This window comes from Salinibius halmophilus (assembly GCF_003577475.1).
Lineage (GTDB): Bacteria > Pseudomonadota > Gammaproteobacteria > Pseudomonadales > Natronospirillaceae > Salinibius > Salinibius halmophilus.
The window spans coordinates 85,701-104,956 of sequence record NZ_QPEP01000015.1 but is presented as its reverse complement, the minus strand read 5'-3'; the positions used below and the strand labels follow the sequence as shown (position 1 = coordinate 104,956).

The 19,256-nt window shown below is 47.0% G+C and carries 28 protein-coding genes; 19 read left to right on the top strand and 9 right to left on the bottom strand.

All coding sequences use genetic code 11. From position 1 onward, the window contains the following. Positions 1-406 precede the first annotated feature (406 nt). From DUW71_RS17620 to DUW71_RS16155, 4 genes are all read left to right on the top strand, one after another. On the top strand, positions 407-544 hold the full coding sequence (locus DUW71_RS17620; RefSeq protein ID WP_158584199.1) for a hypothetical protein: 138 nt from the start codon (positions 407-409) through the stop codon (positions 542-544). Between the two features lie 263 nt (positions 545-807). Continuing rightward, positions 808-1,452, top strand: coding sequence for an NAD(P)-dependent oxidoreductase (locus DUW71_RS16165; protein WP_119396316.1), 645 nt, complete (start codon positions 808-810; stop codon positions 1,450-1,452). Next, positions 1,449-2,303, top strand: coding sequence for an SDR family oxidoreductase (locus tag DUW71_RS16160; protein ID WP_119396315.1), 855 nt, complete (start codon positions 1,449-1,451; stop codon positions 2,301-2,303). Before DUW71_RS16165 ends, DUW71_RS16160 begins: the two co-directional genes overlap by 4 nt. Beyond that, positions 2,273-2,671: a MarR family winged helix-turn-helix transcriptional regulator gene (locus DUW71_RS16155; protein WP_119396314.1), complete on the top strand. Its 399-nt coding sequence runs from the start codon at positions 2,273-2,275 to the stop codon at positions 2,669-2,671. Before DUW71_RS16160 ends, DUW71_RS16155 begins: the two co-directional genes overlap by 31 nt. A 9-nt stretch (positions 2,672-2,680) precedes the next feature. Here DUW71_RS16155 and DUW71_RS16150 read toward each other — a convergent pair whose 3' ends face one another. Together DUW71_RS16150 and DUW71_RS16145 are read right to left on the bottom strand one after the other, a co-directional pair. Continuing rightward, positions 2,681-3,832 (bottom strand): DUF418 domain-containing protein, encoded by a 1,152-nt coding sequence (locus DUW71_RS16150; protein WP_119396313.1) that lies wholly within the window; start codon positions 3,830-3,832, stop codon positions 2,681-2,683. Between the two features lie 110 nt (positions 3,833-3,942). Continuing rightward, a complete protein-coding gene (locus tag DUW71_RS16145; RefSeq protein ID WP_119396312.1) occupies positions 3,943-4,848 on the bottom strand; it encodes a helix-turn-helix transcriptional regulator in 906 nt (301 codons plus the stop codon). Positions 4,849-4,997: 149 nt separating this feature from the next. Here DUW71_RS16145 and DUW71_RS16140 point away from each other — a divergent pair, with 149 nt between their 5' ends. Continuing rightward, positions 4,998-5,465, top strand: a complete 468-nt coding sequence (locus tag DUW71_RS16140) for a hypothetical protein (RefSeq protein WP_119396311.1) — start codon at positions 4,998-5,000, stop codon at positions 5,463-5,465. Between the two features lie 140 nt (positions 5,466-5,605). Here DUW71_RS16140 and DUW71_RS16135 read toward each other — a convergent pair whose 3' ends face one another. Next, on the bottom strand, positions 5,606-5,776 hold the full coding sequence (locus tag DUW71_RS16135) for an acetyltransferase (protein WP_119396310.1): 171 nt from the start codon (positions 5,774-5,776) through the stop codon (positions 5,606-5,608). 90 nt (positions 5,777-5,866) lie between these two features. Beyond that, complete coding sequence (locus tag DUW71_RS16130) at positions 5,867-7,294, bottom strand: RodZ family helix-turn-helix domain-containing protein (RefSeq protein WP_119396309.1); 1,428 nt, start codon at positions 7,292-7,294, stop codon at positions 5,867-5,869. Between the two features lie 226 nt (positions 7,295-7,520). On the opposite strand from DUW71_RS16130, the gene DUW71_RS16125 reads away from it, so the two are divergent. The 14 genes from DUW71_RS16125 (at position 7,521) to DUW71_RS16065 (ending at position 16,236) form a co-directional block, all read left to right on the top strand. Further along, on the top strand, positions 7,521-8,456 hold the full coding sequence (locus DUW71_RS16125; protein WP_119396308.1) for an alpha/beta hydrolase: 936 nt from the start codon (positions 7,521-7,523) through the stop codon (positions 8,454-8,456). 16 nt (positions 8,457-8,472) lie between these two features. Further along, positions 8,473-8,598: a hypothetical protein gene (locus tag DUW71_RS17975; protein WP_267896677.1), complete on the top strand. Its 126-nt coding sequence runs from the start codon at positions 8,473-8,475 to the stop codon at positions 8,596-8,598. 118 nt (positions 8,599-8,716) lie between these two features. Continuing rightward, positions 8,717-9,166 (top strand): N-acetyltransferase, encoded by a 450-nt coding sequence (locus DUW71_RS16120; RefSeq protein ID WP_119396307.1) that lies wholly within the window; start codon positions 8,717-8,719, stop codon positions 9,164-9,166. Further along, positions 9,166-9,525 carry a DUF2200 domain-containing protein gene (locus DUW71_RS16115; RefSeq protein ID WP_119396306.1) on the top strand — a complete coding sequence of 120 codons (360 nt, stop codon included), beginning with the start codon at positions 9,166-9,168 and terminating at the stop codon, positions 9,523-9,525. The genes DUW71_RS16120 and DUW71_RS16115 overlap by 1 nt, the downstream gene beginning before the upstream one ends. 282 nt (positions 9,526-9,807) lie before the next feature. Beyond that, on the top strand, positions 9,808-10,101 hold the full coding sequence (locus tag DUW71_RS16110; RefSeq protein ID WP_119396305.1) for a BrnT family toxin: 294 nt from the start codon (positions 9,808-9,810) through the stop codon (positions 10,099-10,101). A gap of 5 nt (positions 10,102-10,106) precedes the next feature. After that, positions 10,107-10,307, top strand: a complete 201-nt coding sequence (locus DUW71_RS16105; RefSeq protein WP_119396304.1) for a hypothetical protein — start codon at positions 10,107-10,109, stop codon at positions 10,305-10,307. 83 nt (positions 10,308-10,390) lie between these two features. After that, positions 10,391-11,110, top strand: a complete 720-nt coding sequence (locus DUW71_RS16100; protein ID WP_158584198.1) for an AraC family transcriptional regulator — start codon at positions 10,391-10,393, stop codon at positions 11,108-11,110. Between the two features lie 50 nt (positions 11,111-11,160). Continuing rightward, complete coding sequence (gene fabA, locus DUW71_RS16095) at positions 11,161-11,649, top strand: bifunctional 3-hydroxydecanoyl-ACP dehydratase/trans-2-decenoyl-ACP isomerase (protein WP_119396302.1); 489 nt, start codon at positions 11,161-11,163, stop codon at positions 11,647-11,649. Between the two features lie 50 nt (positions 11,650-11,699). Next, a complete protein-coding gene (locus DUW71_RS16090; RefSeq protein ID WP_119396301.1) occupies positions 11,700-12,059 on the top strand; it encodes a VOC family protein in 360 nt (119 codons plus the stop codon). Positions 12,060-12,173: 114 nt separating this feature from the next. Further along, positions 12,174-13,010, top strand: a complete 837-nt coding sequence (locus DUW71_RS16085; RefSeq protein WP_119396300.1) for a zinc metalloprotease — start codon at positions 12,174-12,176, stop codon at positions 13,008-13,010. A gap of 299 nt (positions 13,011-13,309) precedes the next feature. Beyond that, positions 13,310-14,218, top strand: coding sequence for an AraC family transcriptional regulator (locus tag DUW71_RS16080; protein ID WP_119396299.1), 909 nt, complete (start codon positions 13,310-13,312; stop codon positions 14,216-14,218). A 53-nt stretch (positions 14,219-14,271) separates the two neighbouring features. Further along, a complete protein-coding gene (locus DUW71_RS16075; RefSeq protein ID WP_119396298.1) occupies positions 14,272-15,012 on the top strand; it encodes a hypothetical protein in 741 nt (246 codons plus the stop codon). A gap of 199 nt (positions 15,013-15,211) precedes the next feature. Next, positions 15,212-15,652, top strand: a complete 441-nt coding sequence (locus DUW71_RS16070; RefSeq protein ID WP_119396297.1) for a hypothetical protein — start codon at positions 15,212-15,214, stop codon at positions 15,650-15,652. 197 nt (positions 15,653-15,849) lie between these two features. After that, positions 15,850-16,236 (top strand): SpoIIAA family protein, encoded by a 387-nt coding sequence (locus tag DUW71_RS16065; protein WP_119396296.1) that lies wholly within the window; start codon positions 15,850-15,852, stop codon positions 16,234-16,236. A 51-nt stretch (positions 16,237-16,287) separates the two neighbouring features. On the opposite strand, the gene DUW71_RS16060 is transcribed toward DUW71_RS16065, so the two are convergent. The 5 genes from DUW71_RS16060 to DUW71_RS16045 form a co-directional block, all read right to left on the bottom strand. Continuing rightward, positions 16,288-17,214 carry a hypothetical protein gene (locus tag DUW71_RS16060; RefSeq protein ID WP_119396295.1) on the bottom strand — a complete coding sequence of 309 codons (927 nt, stop codon included), beginning with the start codon at positions 17,212-17,214 and terminating at the stop codon, positions 16,288-16,290. Between the two features lie 83 nt (positions 17,215-17,297). After that, on the bottom strand, positions 17,298-17,678 hold the full coding sequence (locus tag DUW71_RS16055) for a VOC family protein (RefSeq protein ID WP_119396294.1): 381 nt from the start codon (positions 17,676-17,678) through the stop codon (positions 17,298-17,300). 543 nt (positions 17,679-18,221) lie between these two features. Continuing rightward, positions 18,222-18,398, bottom strand: a complete 177-nt coding sequence (locus DUW71_RS17615) for a hypothetical protein (RefSeq protein ID WP_158584196.1) — start codon at positions 18,396-18,398, stop codon at positions 18,222-18,224. A gap of 3 nt (positions 18,399-18,401) precedes the next feature. Beyond that, a complete protein-coding gene (locus DUW71_RS16050) occupies positions 18,402-18,671 on the bottom strand; it encodes a hypothetical protein (RefSeq protein WP_119396293.1) in 270 nt (89 codons plus the stop codon). Positions 18,672-18,738: 67 nt separating this feature from the next. After that, a complete protein-coding gene (locus DUW71_RS16045) occupies positions 18,739-19,218 on the bottom strand; it encodes a hypothetical protein (protein WP_119396292.1) in 480 nt (159 codons plus the stop codon). Between the last annotated feature and the right edge of the window lie 38 nt (positions 19,219-19,256).

Here is a 19,256-nt window from a genome sequence, read left to right as displayed (position 1 = left end):
AGCTAGGAGCCGAATCTACGGAACAGCATCATAGTGCTAAGGTTTTACACAGGCTTCGATCCTAGCTTTGTATGAGATGCCGATAGCTAATCAGCATCTCTGGAGAGATACAAGGTTTTACGAACCAGAGGTTCGGGAAACTATAATCATGCGGGGTACTTGTTGCCCGGCTGCAAGACAATCAGCCGCACAACCTACGGATCAATTAGGTTAAATCCTCATCTGCGCAAACTAGATTCCCGCCAAAGGCACGCGGGAATGACAATTCACCGTCACTCCCGAGTGGTTTTATCGGGAGTCCAGTTGTAGGACTAGAATGCTGGCAAACTAGATTCCCGCCAAAGGCACGCGGGAATGACGGTACTCTACAAAGTTAGCTTGGCTAGCCAACGTTAGTGGCTTGGATGTGACAGGGAGAACCGAGCCTCAACAGGCACAGGCTTTTATTAAGTATGTCGAAGATCTTAAAGCGCAAATGGAAATTGGCAGCAAGGTTGAAGCTCTGCAGAAGCAGGGCATCCCAGCCATTGCCAAGGCGGCATAGAAGGAAGTGCATGGCACCTATGCGGTGCCAAAATACTTAAACCAAAAACAGGCACAAAATCTGCTTCTGAATCTGTCTGTATAAATTAACAATTATTATATATTATGTAATAAAAATATAATTATTAAATAATTATGTAAATAAAAATAACATACGCCCTGCGCAATTCCTAACAATTGTTCACCTTTTCAACTTCAATGTTTGCAATATAGTTGATATGTCAACTATATTTGAATCTAGTTATCTCGCGACAAGGCAACAGCATGAAAACACTAATCCTAGGCGCAACGGGTGGAACAGGCAGAGCGCTCACTGAGCAAGCTCTACAGGAAGGTGATGACGTAGTGGTTGTGGTGCGCAATGTCGCCAAACTTGGTGACTTGGCCAGCCGCTGCCAAGTGCTAGAAGGGTCACCTAGTGATACGAGTGTGTTGCGGGAAGCACTCGTGGGCGTTGATCGAGTATTGTCTGGGTTAGGGCCAGTAAAGGGTGATACGGGGTTTGCGATACGTGATATCTACCAAGCGTTAATAGCCTCTATGGAAGAAGCAGGGGTAAGCCGCCTGTTAATGGTAACGGGTGCAGGTGTTAAAGATGCCCGCGATGAAGGTTCAGCTTTACGAAGTATGATTCGTGGGGTGATGAAGCTGGTGGCTAAGCGTGCTCTTGCCGACTCTGAAGCTGCGCATCAGTTAGTGATTGAATCGCCACTGCTTTACACCATTGCTCGTGTACCAATATTGGTTGACCAAGGTGGCTGCAAACCGCCGCTAATTGGCGACTATGTACCCACAGGAGCGATCAAAATGAACCGCAGCGACATTGCCCATTGGCTAATCAACGCGGCGAATAACAACCTTCATTGCCGTGAGTCGTTAATGCTTAAACCAGCTGGGGCAGGCAAATGATATTGGTTACTGGCGCCACCGGAAATGTGGGCGGTTTGCTATGTGATGCGCTACAAAATCGCAAAGTTGCCAAGCAGGGCTTTGTGCGAGCCATGAGCCGGCCTATTCATGCATCAGACAGACGCTTCGACTTTTTAGATGCCGGCACCTTTGCCCCGGCACTAGATGGCATTAAACAAGTCTTTTTGGTGCGCCCGCCCGCACTAGCCAAGCCAAATAAAGACATGGCGCCTTTTTTACGAGCTTGTAAAACGGCTGGAGTTGAGCAAATCGTGTTTTTATCGCTACAGGGTGCTGATAAAAATACTTGGACACCGCATGCCAAAATTGAACAACTTATCCGCGACCTCAGTCTTGACTATACATACTTGCGGCCAAGCTTCTTTATGCAAAATTTAACCATGCAGCATGCTAGAGAGATTAGAGAGCGCAGCGAGATTTTTGCGCCGGCTGGGCATGGTAAGACTAACTTCATCGACGCGCGCGATATTGCCGACGTAGCCGCCCTCGTGCTCACCACACCTAATCATCTTGGCCAAGCATATGAGCTAACGGGTAGCCAAGGGTTTAGCTATAGCGAGGTGGCACAAATGCTAAGTGCACAGCTAAACCGGCAAGTTGTGTACGCCAAACCAGGCTTGTTAAGGTATATTGCTCGCCAGCTTAGTCAGGGTACACCGCTGGGCTTCGCTTTGGTGACTAGTGTTATATATTCAATCGCTAGGCTGGGTAAAGCGAACCATTACAGCCCTGAGCTGGAAACCTTGTTAGCGCGCCCACCCAGAACGCTAGCCGCTTTTATAAAGGAGCACTCTGCAGTTTGGACTACGATCAAAGCCTCGCCTCAATAAAACTGGTACGACTGTACCGCCAACTAACCGAGCAACTTGATCAACAGCTTAGTGGCTTGGGGCTAAAACGCGGCCAACATGCCATTCTGCTGGCGATTGCCGACTTGCAGGCGCCGAAGGCGGCTGATATTGCCTGTCGCCTGCAAGTAGACAAAGCAGCGGTATCTCGCAGTGTTGCTGCCTGCAAAAAGCATGGCTGGGTAGCAGCGCACGCCATTGACGGCAAAGCTAGGTCTTTGCAGCTTACGCCGGCGGGGCAGGAATTGGTTACCGAGATAAGGAACGCGCTGATTCTTGTAGAACAGCGCTTTCAGCAATCGGTGTCGGCCAATTTATATCAAGCCTTGTTAGACGAACGGCTGCTTTAGAGGCTCCCTCTAGTTACCAGCAATCTTGCGCAATACTGGCTCCAACGGCCCGCGGCCAAACACTTTGGCGTAACAGCCAACCATCAACATAGCAATTAGCGCAATGATAAAGGCCACACCTAATAAAGCAAACTGACCGAGTTGATCGAACAAGCCTAAACCGTAGCCAGCGAAGACAAAACCACCCAGAACACCTTGCAACACATAACTTGAAAGCGAGTTTTGCCCTGCCAACACCAAGACTTGAGGTAAATTTATCGCTCTACCTAGGCGTACTAGGCCATATAGGTACACAGCAGATAGTGCTGGCGCACCAATGCCTATGCCTATAAAAGCAATTAGCGCTAACCAATCACTATCGCTAGGCAGCAAATCGCCCATCACCATAGCAAACAATATATTTAATGGAATGGCGATAACTAGCAGCCAAGGTACTAAGCGCTCTAGCCGTTGAAAGCCAGCATTGCCCTGCTTAAAAAAGTTACTCCTACCTGCTGCTAAACCAGCGGCAAAGGCAGCAAAAACCAGAGGCCCCTGCAGAAAAACTAAGCCTATAAAAGTTGATGGCCATGCCTCGACACGTGCCAAGACCGATTCAACAAAACCGCCACCAAGCGAGTATTGAGCCGCAGGCATTAATTCTGGGCTGCTTTCTACCATATCGATGGCAATGCCGATTAGTGCCAAGAACAGCATGCTTAGTGGCATCATCCAACCAGCAATTTTCATCAGGGTTCTGGCACTGGCGTTGCGGGCAAACCATAACAAACCGCCCATCACCCCATAGAGCACCAAAATATCACCATGAAATACCAAGCTAGCGTGGGCTAAGCCCAATAGTAATAAACCAGCAGTACGGCGTAGATAACGTTGGCTAAAAGAGTGACCTTTGCGCTCGGCCGACTTCTGTTGAATCGCCATGCCCCAGCCAAAAATAAAAGAAAACAGCAAAAAGAACTTCAGCTGAAAGAAGGCTTCGATAAAAAATACAGCTGCTTTGTTGAGGCCAGTTTCAGCTGGCGTCCACATGGCTTCCATAGGGAATGCCAAAAACGGAATATTGACCATGCAGATGCCGATTAAGGCCGCCATGCGGATCACATCTACTTCGTAGGAACGCTGGTTAGTAGAGGCTGTAAGGGGTATTTGTGCAGTTGTCACGTTGATCTCTCCATGCTTTGGTGGGCAAAGTATGGCGCGGGGCTAAGCAACAAAAGTGTCCCAAACTGCTGTTTGGTTTTCGCTCAAACAGCTTTGTTCAGTTAACAGCGCTAAGGCTTTAGTGGAATTTGAAAGCTAAAAGTCAGGCCATGTGCTTCGTTGGCAGTGAGCACAGTTTCGACCAGATCGCCGGAATAGTCGATTTTATATCCCTGTTCTTCGGCTAGTTTAAACATAGTTTCTAGGGCTGTCAGATACGCTGTGGCGGTGGCGATCAGTGCTTCGGTGCACAGGTAAAAACCGGCTGGTATTACGTTATTGTGGCTAGCTTTTATTGCTTGGGTATCGCCAACAATCACTTTTATATTGCGCCAGTTTTTGTCGAGCGCGCGAATTGGTGTTTGCATGCGAAGCCGCGTTAGTTCATCCCAATGATGCTCCGACAAATAATCCCAGTCGGCTTCTTTAACCTTGAGTACCTTCATACTGCGCTGATCAAACCATTGTTTATGCAATGACATTTGACTGGCCAGCCTGATTTCTTGCGTGTCCTGCTCGGCTGGTTGCGACAGCTTTTTGATAATGTCTGTCGTTTGCGCTGGCGTGGCCGTGCTGGCCATTAATCTAAGTTCTTTCGCCGTTTTACCCAGCTCTCGTTTCACCGCTTTGGCTAAGGCCTGCGAAGAAGAAAAACCACAATCCAAGGCAATCTCGGTAATCGAGCGTTCGGGCGCCTGAAATAACTGAATAACGGCTTTGCATAGCTGTTGGCGGGCTAAGTAGCGGCCCGGTGTCTCGTGAAATAATGCTTTAAACTGGCGATGAAAATGCGCCGGTGAAATAGCACTTTGCTCGGCAATCTGCTGCCAGTTAAGTACCAGCCCTTGCTCGCTATGCATAATGTTTAGCGCCTTGGCAAAGCGGTCTTGCAGATGTTTGGGCAGCGGTGCCAACAGTGCAAGCTCGGGTACTATGACGTGCGGTGTTTGAGTTTCGGATGAATGGTCGTCTGCCACGTAACTAACTCAGCTATCAGTTCACTTTCAGTTTGCCAGATACTACTAGCAAGTTGCCAACAATTGCTTTGCTTCATTGCTTAGGTAACCCTGAATTGCAAATGAGGTGAAGCACAGGCGAGCGCAGCGTATATTGGAAAAGGTGACTTATGAACAATCCGTTCGTGCTAAATCTTGAGCAACAAAAAAAGCGTGCCAAAGAGCTATTAAAGGCTCTAAATTCTGGCGACAGCCTTGCTATTCAGCGCGCTCAAACGTTATTCACACCGCCTAAAACCGAGTTTAAACTGGCCGATGCTCAGCATGTGATTGCCAATGAGTTAGGTGTTCGCTCGTGGGCCAAACTCAAAGCCCATATTGAGCAGCAAGATTATGCTCGCCAGCAGATAGCCTATAGCCAAACTAGTAAACAAGCCTCTAACAAAGCCCAGCCACTCGACGCCGACCTAAAAACCCTGCATGTGCGCTGCGGTCACGTCATTCAGGGCGTGATCAAAACCGCCGCTTTTGCTGGCGACTTTTTGCCTTACTTCGACCCAATTTGTATTGGGCCAATCGCGCCAGATTTGTTGCCGGTGCGAGCCAAGTTTATTGAGCAAAGCTTCGGTGCCGGTTGATGATACTGAGCTGCCTTGGCATAAGAGGTTATTTAGCCAGAGGTAAACTTGATTGCTGGCATTCGTATTGAAGAACTAGAACTGCTGACATAGTTTTAGAGCTTTAACCACCCGCTCGAATGGAAAAAACACTAGATCCATTACATGTGAGCCAGTTTTTCAAACGTTTTCTTGTGAGTACGCAGTGCTAGCTTGGTTTCTGACTTAACTATTTGCTGGCCAGCAATGCCCGACAAGTCGAGTTTTTTGCTTGCTTTTATTTTTGGCCGTTGAACGGTCTTCACACCGTATGCTTCTAACTTACTATCCATAAGCACCTCTTAGTTCTTACTAAAGTTTACAAGCTTGATGCTCTGACAGCCTAGCGGCTAGCCAAAATTTGCTGGGCAACACCTTCAACGCTATATCTGGCTTGGCCCTTCGGATGCTGGCAGCCCGTTCATCCAGTTCCAAATTTCTTGAAAGTGCCAACCCCAAGTATAATTTTCGAAGTCGTCATCGCAGAAGATTCCTCCGGGGCAGTTATTTTGCAGATATGTCTTGTACTTTCCGGTGACTCGCGCAGGTTCCAGTTCAGATGATTCTTCAATGAATACTGGCTCGCTATACCAAGGCTCATGATGTTCTTTGATGGCCGCCGCGCTTAACTTGCGTGTCAGTTGCGCATAGTCGAACGGCTGAAAGCCAACGGCATAATTCGGCAACGTCACAAAACAATGATTACCTTGGCAGCGCAGGTCTTCATAATCGTTGTAGCCATCGGTTAGCTCAATCATGTAATCGCTTTCGCCTTCTTCATAATCGTTCTCAATAATCTCGTTAACGTCTGCTTGGTACAGTGCGTCGATAAATTGATTAGCGAAGGCCTGTGGCACTGGTGTGCTGCTGAAATTGTGGCGGAATAGCACTGCGTTAGTAGGTGATAGTACTACTTGAAAGCAGACTGTCGAAGATTTAGCTAGGTCAATGTCATCTAAAAACCTAGCGCTGCAAATAGTGGATGCCTTAGCAAACTCAAGTGGCGTAATTAGTCGATCGTTTAACCTAGCAGGTTGGCAATCTGAGCCGTATTCACTGTTGATGTATGCACACATTTCTTCAGCTGGATCGAGGTACTGCTTAAATTCTTCGCGCCAAGCAATGAGGCAGTGATCTTTTCCACACAGATAGTCGATAAACGGGTTGCGCTCATCCGTTAGGTTCTGGATTTTTACATCTGTCTGCAAAGAAGATGTGTCCACTGTGCCATGGGCGATCACTTCTTTAACGATGTCCATGTCGTACAAAGCCGGGCTACTGAAGCGGCGGAAAAATTCATCGGTTACTAGCAAAGCTAAATGTCTTGCACGCGTGTATTCAACAGCTCGATAGGCTGTTAAATCTCGGCCTGGCGTGCGCTCTTCAAAGTCTTCTATGTCGTCTTGATAAAGAGGGTTGTCTCGCACGCTATCGTAGAAAGCTTGGTCAGGAACACATATGGATGAGCGGTCTACCTTTTTTGTCGGAATGACCGTTGGTAAAGGTGCTGGGGTAACTTTTAGGGCATCACGATTAGCTGAGCTTATTTGGTTTGAATCCACAGTTGTTAAAACGTTTGATTGCTCTGGAGCGAGTCGAGGCATTGAGGTTGGTGTACTAGCGTTTGCGACCGAAATGTTATTAGCCTGCGGGGCATTAGGCGTTGCAGCATTTGTCGTCTCTCCACTTTGCTTCGAGACCTCAGTAACAGCGCTGCCTTGTTGCTGCTGAATCACGGCGATAGGCCGAGAAAACGAATAAATCAGCCCTGTAACAAGCAGAACAGCACTTACCAGCAGTACTTTTTTCATCAGCCTTTCCTTATTCCGCTAGCCTTAAAAAACCTACAGAATCCCTACTCTGTGAGCCCTAATTAACCATGTTGACCGTGGATGCGGCAATGTCATTGGTCGCATCGGCAAATTGATGTGATTGTTTGTTAAGCAGTGGTTAAATCGCTAGTTCTCAATTGGCATAAATGCCTATTTCGGTTATGTTTTTTCGACTTCCAAAAAATTAAATAGCAGGCTTCAAGGAATGTATAGTCAGCACAATGACTGGCAAAAACTACAGCCGTTTTTGCCCGAACAAGGTCAGTTGCAATCAGAAATAATGCCACATGAGTCAATGCAAACGCTTGCTGGCTTCAATGTTCATCTAGACTCCTACCTACCAAAAACGCCAAGCAAGGTAACGGTAATACTGCTCCACGGTGTGGGCGGAAATGGCAGGCTTTTGTCGTTTTTAGCCGTGCCATTGTTACGAGCCGGTATTAAGGTGATTTGCCCAGACCTGCCAGGTTACGGTTATAGCGAAACAAAACGCCCTGTTGTTTACCAAGATTGGATTAATGTTGGGTGTGAACTAGCAAACCAAACACTTAAAGATGAAGAGCAAGTATTTGTTTTTGGCCTGAGTACCGGTGGCATGCTTGCCTACAATATTGCTTGCCACGTGCCCAAATTATCTGGCTTGCTAGTGACCAATATTTTGGATAACCGTCTACAGGTAGTGCGTGATTATTCTGCCAAAAATAAGCTGCAATCTCGTTTCGGTATCCCTCTTTTATCTGCCTTACCAAAGCCCATACAGCGAGTGAAGCTACCTGTACGCTGGTTATGTAATATGAATGCGCTGGTCAATGATCAAAATATATTGAAACTGTTGTTAGCAGATCGACGAGCCGCCGGTGGTAAGGTGTCGCTAGAATTTTTATTGTCGATGATTGCGCAAAAACCGTTGTTGGAACCAGAAGACTTTAAAGCTATGCCTGCTTGCCTGCTACATCCAGACGAAGACGAATGGACACCTACGCATATTAGTGAGTTGTTTTTTGATCGCATAGCATCGCCTACAAATAAATATTTGCTTACTAAAGCCGGTCATTTTCCAATTGAGCAGCCAGGGTATGATCAATTAGTTGATGCAATGTTGAGCTTTGTAAGCAGCAAACAAGCCTCTGCAACAATTTAATAATCGAGACACGCCTTTGAATCATTCAAACGACAAGTTCGCCCAATATTCTACCTGTGATTACGCCGAGCATTTGCCAGCCGAGCGGGTGATGCATTACAGCATTCGCCCGCTTTGGCAGGGTATGCCAAGGCTAGTGTAATTACCTTCGTGTTGGTGGAATTGACTTAGCAGGCCGCGTCCGCATAAAAGTGGCAACTCACACGCGGTTAAGCAAAGTTTTGAGCTAATGTTAAAGCATTACCTTTGGAGGCCTCTTTATGTTTCAAATTCGCCCCGTTGCTAGCTCAGATATTGCCAAGCTGCTTAATATTTGGCTCGAAGCCTCGATGCAAGCGCACGATTTTGTTGAACCTGAGTTTTGGCGCACTCAACTGCCGAATATGCGCGATGAGTACCTACCGGCCTCGCAAGTATTTGTTTTTGAACAAGATGGCGTGATTTATGGTTTTTATGCTTTGCACGAGGCTAGCCTAGCTGCCCTATTTGTTGCGCCAAAAGAGCAGGGAAAGGGCATTGGCAAAGCACTACTCGAACATGCAAAAAGCCAACGAGAAACACTGAGTTTGACGGTTTATAAGCGCAACGATAGCAGCTATAAGTTTTATCTATCGCAGGGGTTTGTCGTGCAAAATGAGCAAATCGACCCGCAAACAGGGCAGGTTGAGTATGCAATGACCCTTGAAAATACCCCAACAGAAGAAAACTAATGGCCAGTAAAAACGAAGAACGCTTGTACGCTATGCAATGGCAAAGTTTGTACCCGAGCTATGTGAAAAAAGCAGAACGTAAATCGCGAACACAAGAAGAAGTAAATCAGATCATTAGCTGGTTAACAGGGTACCAGCCAGAACAGTTCGCCGGCGATAACCAACAAACGGTGCGTGAGTTTTTTGAGCAAGCCCCTCAGCTGCACGCGAACAGAATGCTGATCACCGGCAGCGTTTGTGGTGTAAAACTCGCTGAAATAACCGACCCGCTGATGAGAGAAATTCGTTACCTCGACAAACTCATCGATGAGTTAGCCAAGGGTAAATCTATGGACAAGATTCTGCGACGCAGTGAGTGAAAAACGCATTTACTGACCTGCAGGCGCTTATCCACAGAAACTGTGGGTACATTTGTGCTCAACTTCCCTGTAACTTTTATAACGCCAATGTATAACCTCTACAGGCCAGATAGCTAGTGGCCTGGGGTGATTCATTAACTTTTAATCTTAGTATGGTTAATGCCTATTCAATGCCTGAACAGTACCTGTTGTAGTACTGTAATAACATACAAATTTTGTCTGAAAGTTGAGCTGATTTCGGTTGCTGGGTTAAAATTTAGTCTGGACAACTAAGGCCAAATAATGAATTACAATTTCGAATGGGATCCAGCAAAAGCTAAATCGAATCTTGTGAAGCATGGTGTGTCTTTTGAACTTGCTTCGGGTGTTTTTCGCGATCCGATGGCGCTAACGATTTTTGATGAAGATAGTTCCGATGCAGCCGAAGATAGATGGATTACTCTCGGAATGGTAAATGGCCAGCACTATTTGATCGTTGTACACACATTTCGAGGTGAATCTGAAGGCTCGGTAAACGTTAGGTTGATTTCAGCAAGGCCTGCAACTAAACATGAAATTAAGCAATATGAAGGGTGAGTGCTATGCGTGATGAATATGATTTTTCTAAGGGTAAGCGTGGGCAATTCTTCAACAAAGAAGCCAAGCTAAACATGCCTGTTTATTTGGAAGACGAAGTGCTGGACTACTTTGCTTCAAAGGCAAAGCTGAAGGGTGTTGATCTTAATGTGATGATTAACGACATGTTGAAGAAAGACATTGCACTAATTGAAGGCGTAAACTGAACCATTCAACCTTTCAGCCACTCTATGCACTAGAAAAATCGCTGCTGCCCTATCAACTGAGTTGTGCACAGCCATGTGCGGCGTTGGACAACTTGGTTTATCGTTATGTTGCCGTGCAGGTTAGTCGCCCATGTTATTACCCTGTTTATCCTGACGGCGTGCAGTCGATTTACCTCAATAGTGAGCGTGCTTTTGTTGCATCGGCGATCGAAAAGTCTCTGATTTTACCTATGCTGCCAGGCCGCTATTTCGGTATCTGGTTTTATCCAGGTGTGGCTGCCGCCAATAAAAAGTTGATTCCAACTATGCACAGCGCCTTGGGCGTGCACGGCATACACCCTATTCACTTACCAGAGGTGTTAGCCGAAACGCTCCAGGCGGCGCCAAGCTTAGCTAGTTTTAAGCTTGTAGCCGATAACCTGCTAACGACTACTTTTTCAGACACTGCTTCTTCTGCAGCCACCAAAAATAAAAAGTTTGAAGCGCAACTACAGCTCAGTAGCCTTAATAGCACTAGTGCTAGCGTTGCCGAGTTTGCCAAACAGCTTGGCGTGAGTGAGCGCCATGCTAATCGTTTGAGTCACCAGCACAGTGGTTTAAGTGCGAAAAAACTACTCAACCTGCGCCAATTACAGCGCGCGGCGCAAAGCATTCTGCATGCCACACCAGCTATTGATGTGGCAACACAGCATGGTTTTTACGACCAAGCCCACCTGATCAATAAATTTCGCCGCTTTTATGGCAGCACTCCACAAACATTTCAGCAAAGCCTGATGTCCGAAATTTCCAATACTCTGGATTAACTCTTTGCCAAGCTAGCTGCTCTTTTTAAGTCTTAGTGGGCAGTGACTCTATGCAGTATTCAAAAGATCAAATTTTAGAAATGACCTCGGGGAAGTATTTTGGCGAGGGTAATGCTCAATTACCGGCAGATCAAATGTTGATGGTTGACCAAATTGATCGTTTAGAGCTCGACGGTGGTGAACACGGTAATGGCCTGATTGAAGCAACCTTTCACCTACAGCCAGAGCATTGGTTTTTTGGTTGCCACTTTATTGGTGACCCAGTGATGCCAGGCTGCTTGGGCCTTGACGCACTTTGGCAACTGACAGGTTTGTTTATGGCCTTTAAAGGGGTGCCAGGGCGCGGCCGCGCAACAGGTGTTAGGCAAGTTAAGTTCACCGGTCAGATCTTCCCAACCGATGACAAAATCCAATACCGCATCAACATCCGAAAAGTGAAAAGCCGACCGCTTGGCTTAGCCTTGGCCGACGGCGAAGTGATCAAAAACGGTGAAGTCATCTATCAGGCACAGGGATTGCAGGTGGCGATGATGAAATAGCAGCTTTACTTGGTATATGCTGGAGTTATGTTGAATAAAAGGATGCCACCATGACTCACACGCACCACAAACTTAATTACGTTGAATTCGCCGCCAACAACCTGGCTGCCACGAAAGCGTTTTTCGAGGCAGTATTTAATTGGCAGTTTACTGACTACGGCGACGAGTACACTGCTTTCTCGAATGAAGGGTTAGATGGCGGCTTCTTTAAAGCAGATTTGGCGTCGAGCCCAGCCAATGGCGGGGCGCTGCTGATCTTCTACAGCATCGACATTCAAAGCACACTCGCCTTGGTGCAAGCCAATGGCGGCGAGATTGTACAAGATATTTTCGAATTTCCAGGCGGCTGTCGATTCCAGTTTAAAGAGCCCAGCGGCAATGAGTTTGCGGTATGGTCGGAAAAAGCTTGATACCAGAATTTTAGGGTTCCCGTCGCCTGGTTGGGAGCAGTGGTAAAAATGGACTGCTTTTCAGTGGATGTGCTAATTTGACGTGCCAAAGGATAAAGCGACGGACGACTAAAAATGAACTGGAAGCTCACGAGTATTGTTGTTATCGGTTTTGTTTTGGCAGTCGTGCTTAGCTTGCCCGATAACACTCCATACACGGAGGAGGCGCTAGTGCTACCCAGTTGTAGCGCCGCAGAGACCCTAGTTACCACGGATATTTATTTCTATGTTGATGACGAGGTGGGGAAAAATTTCGACCGGAACAGAGCTGTTGAAATGATCGACTACGCCAATCAGGTCTTGAGTAACTCTTGTATACCCCTGCGTCGCCAATTAGCTGCTTTGCAGTACGTTGCCATAAACGATGAAAAAGCCCGTGATCAGTATGCTATGGATGAGCTAACCGATCTGGGTACGTCGCAGCCATGGCACGATGCGTTAACCGATGCCATTGGTAGTGAACAGCTGCGCCGCCATCTAAACAAAAAAACCGATATTTATGTTGCTGTGTTGCAAGATGAACTATCAGTGATTGAAGATGGCACGCTCGGGTTTGTTAACATTTTCCGTGACCAGTTTGTTGGGCTCAGTGAAAAAGCGCCCATTCGAGCTTTAGAGCACGAACTTGGCCATTTGGCAGGTGCTGGCCATAGTGGCTCTGCGGTTACCAATCTAGCCAAAGCCTCGCTACTGAAATTTAATTCTAAGGCTCAACCATTCAGCGCACAAGCAGTCACATGTGCCAATGCAGGTACAATTATGATGAGCCACTCAGAGATCGCTTTGCCAATTTATTCTTCGCCCGAGGCTCGCTATCGCAACAAACCTTGCGGCCACAGTGCCTACGCGAATAATCAGCAAGTAATGCTCAATTATGCTAATCGGCTAGCCGAGAATGAAGCAGGGCAATAAATGAGCAGGAGGACTGTTTTTGCTTGTGGTTGATAAAACCGAATGAATGGTGAAGCAGGTAGCGACTTCTTTAAAGCTAATATGGCTTCGAATCCAGTCGATGTCAGCGCACTTTGAAGTGCTGGCGCTATTTGTTCACTCCAGTGCGTAAGGCATTGGTGCCAAGCTGCTTACCGTTATCGAGGCTAGCTAGCTACTAAAAAGTCAGCAATATCGGTCAAGCTATGTGACTGCCCATAAAGCAAACTGTGTTTGCCTTTGTGGGTATTCACTAGCATCAGCAACCTTTTGGAATCAATATGGCCCCTGAGAAGTTTGAAAATACGTCTTCGTATCAAAAACGATTCGAGGTGCTCGTTGGTTATATTGAGCAAAACCTTGAGCAGCCGCTTAGTTTAGGCGCTTTGTGCCAACATGCACACTTGTCGAAGTATCATTTTCATCGCCAGTTTAAGGCTTATTTTGGTGTGTCGGTGATGCAGTTGATCAAGTTGTTAAGGCTTAAGCGGGCGGCTTACCAGTTGGCTTATCGAGAAGTCAAAGTGATTGATGTGGCCTTGGACTGCGGTTATCAGAACCATGAGTCGTTTAGTCGCGCCTTTAAGCAGCATTTTGCGTTAAGCCCAATACAATTTGCAGAAACCGGAGCAGGGTTGATTGACGGTCCACAATGGCAACAACTCTTTGAACCCATTGTTAATATGCGGAGCCAAACCATGCTCAATCCAATCAATATGCCCGTCACGATTGTCGACTTTCCTGCCACTAAAATCGCCTTGTACCAACACCAAGGTGCACAGCAATACTTGGGGCAGTCGATTGCTCAATTTATCGACTGGCGCAAAGCCAATGCCACGCCTCCATCAAAAAGCCGAACCTTTAACCTGCTCTATGATGATCCAAATGAGGTGATGCCAGAGGATTATCGTTTTGGTATTGCCTGCGAAGTGAAAGAACCTGTTGCCGCTAACGCGCAAGGCGTGGTGAACGATGCGATACCCGCAATGCGCTGTGCTTGTGTTCGCCATATTGGAAGTGATGATGGCATCGAAGCCGTTGTAACTTACCTCTATGGAAAATGGCTACCCGAAAATGGCGAAATGTTAGCCGACTTTCCCATTTTCCTTGAGCGAATTCGCTTTTTCCCAGAAGTAGCCGAGCATGAAGCCATTACCGATGTGTATTTGCCGCTCAAAAGTGCGCTCTAGTGGCGAAAAAAGTACACTGGCTTAGTTGAAACAACTTGGATGTTGCGGGCGTTATGAGTGAAGTAATCGCATTACCACTAGTGCTATTGGCAGTTATCGCAGGGTTAATAAAGGACTGCCGCGAGCATTTACGGCTACGAGCGAGCTCTGAGTATGTTGAATACTCTGAGCATCGCAGTAGTGACTCGGTGATGATGTTCGCACCCTTCTTGGTGTTTTTCTACACCGATAACTTTTGGCCGGTGGCAGTGGGCTTAGTGGCTATTTTGCTTGCTGGCATGGCGGCACAATCTATTTTGTGGCGCAAAAATTATCTGCGCTCGGGCGCCGAGATGATGTTGGCGACATTGCCCGGTTTGGCAATGATCATTCTGCTGATTTATTGGTTAGTCGTGCTCGATGGCGTCGCGATATGGGACTTGTTTGATCAAACAGAGCAAGGTGTTGAAGCTGCGAAACCCATCATAGAGCAACCAAAAAGCGCTTGGCTTGTTTGGTGGCCATACGCTGCTTACGGTGTGATTATTTTGGCTAACCTGCTAAACAAAAATCCAAAACAAACTGGCTTGCTTGGTGTCGCGGCAATTGGCTTTTTAGTGCTGCCGTTTTTCACCGAATACTTCTGGATCTGCCTTGGTTTGGGCGTTGTTGGCTTCTTCTGGTTATTGCTGCGCCAAGCAAAGCACTGGGGTACGGCCGCGGGCGCAGGCTCGGCGTTTTTCTTTATGTATATGTTGGCCGCGGGCGGCGCGGCCATGGTGCGTTTAGGGTTACGGTTTTTTGGGGTGGTTTAACCTATCCATCCGTACCTTTTTGTCATGCAGAAATACAAGGTTGCTGAACCCATACATGACATGTGCTTTCCCAATGGAGGGGGGAGGCTTAGGGTTAGCCGATAAAAATCATCATAGCGATACTCTGTATATTTTGTAAAGCGAGGTTCGTCGTCGCATTCTGATATAGTGGGGCATGCATTTTCAAAGGTAAGTGGCCGTGCCAGAGCTTTCAATTCTTCACTATATTGTCATCTTGGTTGTCGTTTTTTTTGTTGGTTATTACTGCATAGGCCGATTCGGTCAATGGCATAAGTTACATACAGCCTACGCTGAACAGAAAAATAGCCAGCTTTTAAACGGTACGAGTTTTAGCCTAGCCGCATTTCGTCTGGGTTATATTAGCTACAAAAGCTCTGTCAATATGGCCGTGGATGGCGACTGTCTTCGCATATTTATGCAGCCAGGTTTTGGCCTTGGCCACCCGCAGATAAGTGCCATTCCATTGGCTGATATCGAAGCTAAAACGCGTCAAACGGCCATCGGAGATTTGGTGGAACTTAGGTTTGCGAAAGCGCCGGGTATTCGTGCGCTTATTTCAACGGATGTTGCAAACAAAATTGTCCATCAATCACGCGATACGTGGTGGGTTAACTGGTAAGCTCCCAGATACTGATCATTAATAAAAGGAAGTTTTCTCATGGAACTCGTTGCAGTCATCAGGGTACTCGCGGTATTTCAGTATTCCTGATTGAATGAATCTAACTTAATGCGAGCTTTCCCGCCTGTTTGACAGAATGCGCTGCCGGTTACTAAGGTTGTGGCATCAATTCATACATCCTGCAAAGGAGGTAGCGAATGAAAATTGAAAGACATGGTATTTCAATTGGCATTGAACGCGCAGAAAACCAGTTCTTTCTTGTCTTGAAGGCTAAGGGCAAGCTTACACACGAAGATTTTGAAAAGATCACGCCGATGATCGACGCAGCGCTTGAAAAAGTAGACAAGCCGGTCGTCAATATATTTGTCGACGGTAGTGAACTTGAAGGCTGGGAGGCTCGTGCCGCGTGGGACGACTTTAAATTTGGCCTCAAGCACGGCAGTGAAATTGAAAAAGTTGCCATTTACGGTAACCGCAAATGGCAAGACTTGGCAGCTAAAGTAGGTAGCTGGTTTATTTCTGGCAACGTTAAGCACTTTGACGATGAAAATGAAGCCATCGACTGGGTATTCCAGCCAGCCTAATTAACACATTGCATCTAAGTCATATTAAAGGGGCTCTTACCGAGCCCCTTTTTACTTTTGCTCAGCAAAATATCGAAGCACGTCGTTGTACGCTGTTTCATTGAACAATACCGCCTTACCAGTCATGACCGTAGTGTCTTTGTGCCAATCGGTGAAAGCAAAGGAGGTGTTATCACCTTGTGTAACAATGTGGGTGGTATCTGTTAAAACACTTGCTGGTAAGGTGTAGATGGTATACCCCAGCCCAACTTCCTGTTTCGTCGCTAGACCCAGCACAATATCGTCGTTGCCGGTAATATCACCTGTTGCTCTGTCTAAGCTACATGTCAGATCTGTTTGGCAAGGGAAGCTCAATTTTATTGGTAGGCTGGGGTACGAGCTGTCGCCGAAATTAGAAAAGCTGTTGTCTAGGGTTAGAGAATAATTCGCCGTCACCTGGTGGCTGCCATGCCCAAACGCTATTCCGCTGTTGAACGCTTTTGGTAACTCGCAGCCAGACAGTTGGTCACACTGCAAGCTAGAAAAAATAGGCGTGTCTTGTAGGTTTACTTGGGGGCTAAAGTTCGTTAGCGCCATGACGGTGACATTGCTCGCCTGCGTTGCGCCCTGCAGCACGTAGTTTTTTGAAAGGTGAACGTTGTTGCCGTCTCTGGTAAAGGTATGGGTTATTTGATCGTAGGTAACGATCTCGATAGCACCACTGCTCAGATAAGGGAATGACTGAACGCTAGTAAAGTTTTGCGTAGCAAAGTCCGAGCAATCTTTCACAGTGCCTGCTCGGTAACGGCAACCGCCCATCGGGGCGCTAGCCGAAAAAATATCCGCACGAACACTGCTTGCCAAGCTAAGTTCCGCCAAAATTTTGGGGTACTGCTCTAACGAGGAAGCTGGGGTCTGGAGTGGATCGTTTGGTGCCTCGTTCGGTATAGAAGCATCACAGCCGGCGAGTGCGAAAACAACAAATAAAAAGCGCTTCACTGAAAAGTCCTTGTATTTTTAGCGCACCTTAACATAAGTGAAGCGACAAATTGTTGCGACAGATCCCATTAGCGCTAACAGTGTTAGCCGCCCGAGTGAAAACCAATCATATTGCCTTCGCTGTCTTGGGCTAGCGCAAAATTGCCCGAATCACCCAGTGAAGTCTTTTCTTGAATGCGCTTGCCGCCAGCGGCTTCGGCACGGTCTAGCATGGCTGCACAATCATCACAGCCAAAATAGACTAGGGTGCCGTTAGCACTAGGTTGTCGACTGCTCGATTTTACTAATGCACCGGTTGCGCCATAGTCGCCCATGCCACCTTGACTTGGGATGGCGAGCATCTCTTCATCATTGCCCGTTGGGTTGGTAAGCGGGGGAATCTCGGCATCTAGCAAGTGCTCATAAAAGCTTTTAGCACGGGCCAAATCGGTTACATAAATTTCAAACCAAACGCAGGTATTCATTGTTCTTCTCCTTGTCGTGCATCACCGACGCGACATTTATTCAAAACGCTGAATCTTCTCTACTTCCAGTACTACCGAACGATCCAGTGCTGTTTGCAGGTTGCGCTTTAACGCTAGCATATCCTGGTTATTTATTTGCTAGTTTAACCGCGACATGGGGAGTTTGCCTGCGTCACCTTGGAGAGCTTCAATAGCAATTGTTGTAGCTGCTCTGGCTGAAAACGCTTAGGTGCCAGCATTTGCAAACTATCAGGCTCGGTATGGATCAGTACCTCAACCACCTCACCACGTTCGAATCTAGGTTCAATCCGAACAATATCAGTGCGCGGTACCCGCCAGTAAGTGGTGGATTGGCTGCCACACCTTACTTTGCATTTATCCTTCCGGAAGGAGAGTACGAAGTGACCTCGTTTGGTAATAAGCGCACTGAATATAGCGCAGACTATAGAACGACCCATTCGCAAAAGTTGCCGGTTAGCATTCCATTTGTTGTTTAAGCACTACAACCCACTACTGTCGCCTTATCGGTAACCAGTTAGTTAGTCAGTCATGCTGGCGCGCGATGTGGTTCAGCGCTGTTAGCATGGCTTCCACTTCTTCCTGTGCAAAGCGCTCGAGTTCCATCATTTGAAAGCTATCTTTGCCGGTATGAACAATGGCTTCGACGATCTCGCCCTTTTTACTCTTGGTTTCAACCTTGGTGATATGAATAAGTGGCACTTGTCAATAGGTCACCCTTTTGCCACCAAACCGTAAGCGATGTTCATCTATTTGATAGTGCAGGCTGGAGCTAACAAAGGGGGCAACAAAATATTCAACAATGAAGACTATCAGAATCATTGGCACAATGAGTCTGAAGGCATAAATCAACGATGCTTGCCAGTCATCACCGACAAGAAGCGCCGTAAGGGTGATGACAATTATCGGAATGATCAAAGCGCGTAAATCGGTTGATCGTTTTTTTATGACGGTTATTTTCATTTGATGATTCATGGTTCCCTCATGTCATCGAAATTTCCGTAGGTTGCACGACTTGATGGGAAACGGATATCGCCACGGTTTATTGTTCCCCAATCCTTCGGTTTGTAAAACCTACGAATGAGTGGCGGTCGTTCGGCTCACCCAATTGCGTGCGCAAGGCGGTGAGCAGGGCATCTTTGTCGGATTCTGGCAGGGTATCCAAATATGGAAGTTCGTAGGCTTTTCCGGCGATATAAACCAAGGCACTACACACAATCTGTTGTTCGTACAGCAGTTGCCAGTGCGTGATTGCGCTGCGAGGAATTTGCCATTGTTGGCGCTGGTAATCATAAAGCGCGAGATGGATATCGGTTAGTTCAATGGCAAACTCGCGCCGCTGGCGATTGCGAGCCTCCAAAAGCGTCCAGATAGGTGATAAAACAAAAAAAATCAAAGCCAGGACCACACCTGTATGGCCCACAAGCCAATAGCTCAGTGGCAGGGTAATGAGCGTTATTGGAATTGAGTATTTTAATGTCGCAGGCCAGCTAGGCGCTTTTGGTTTGGTGGTAATTCGCATGGGTCCCTCGCAAATTTGGGCTCTATATTAAAGTGAGG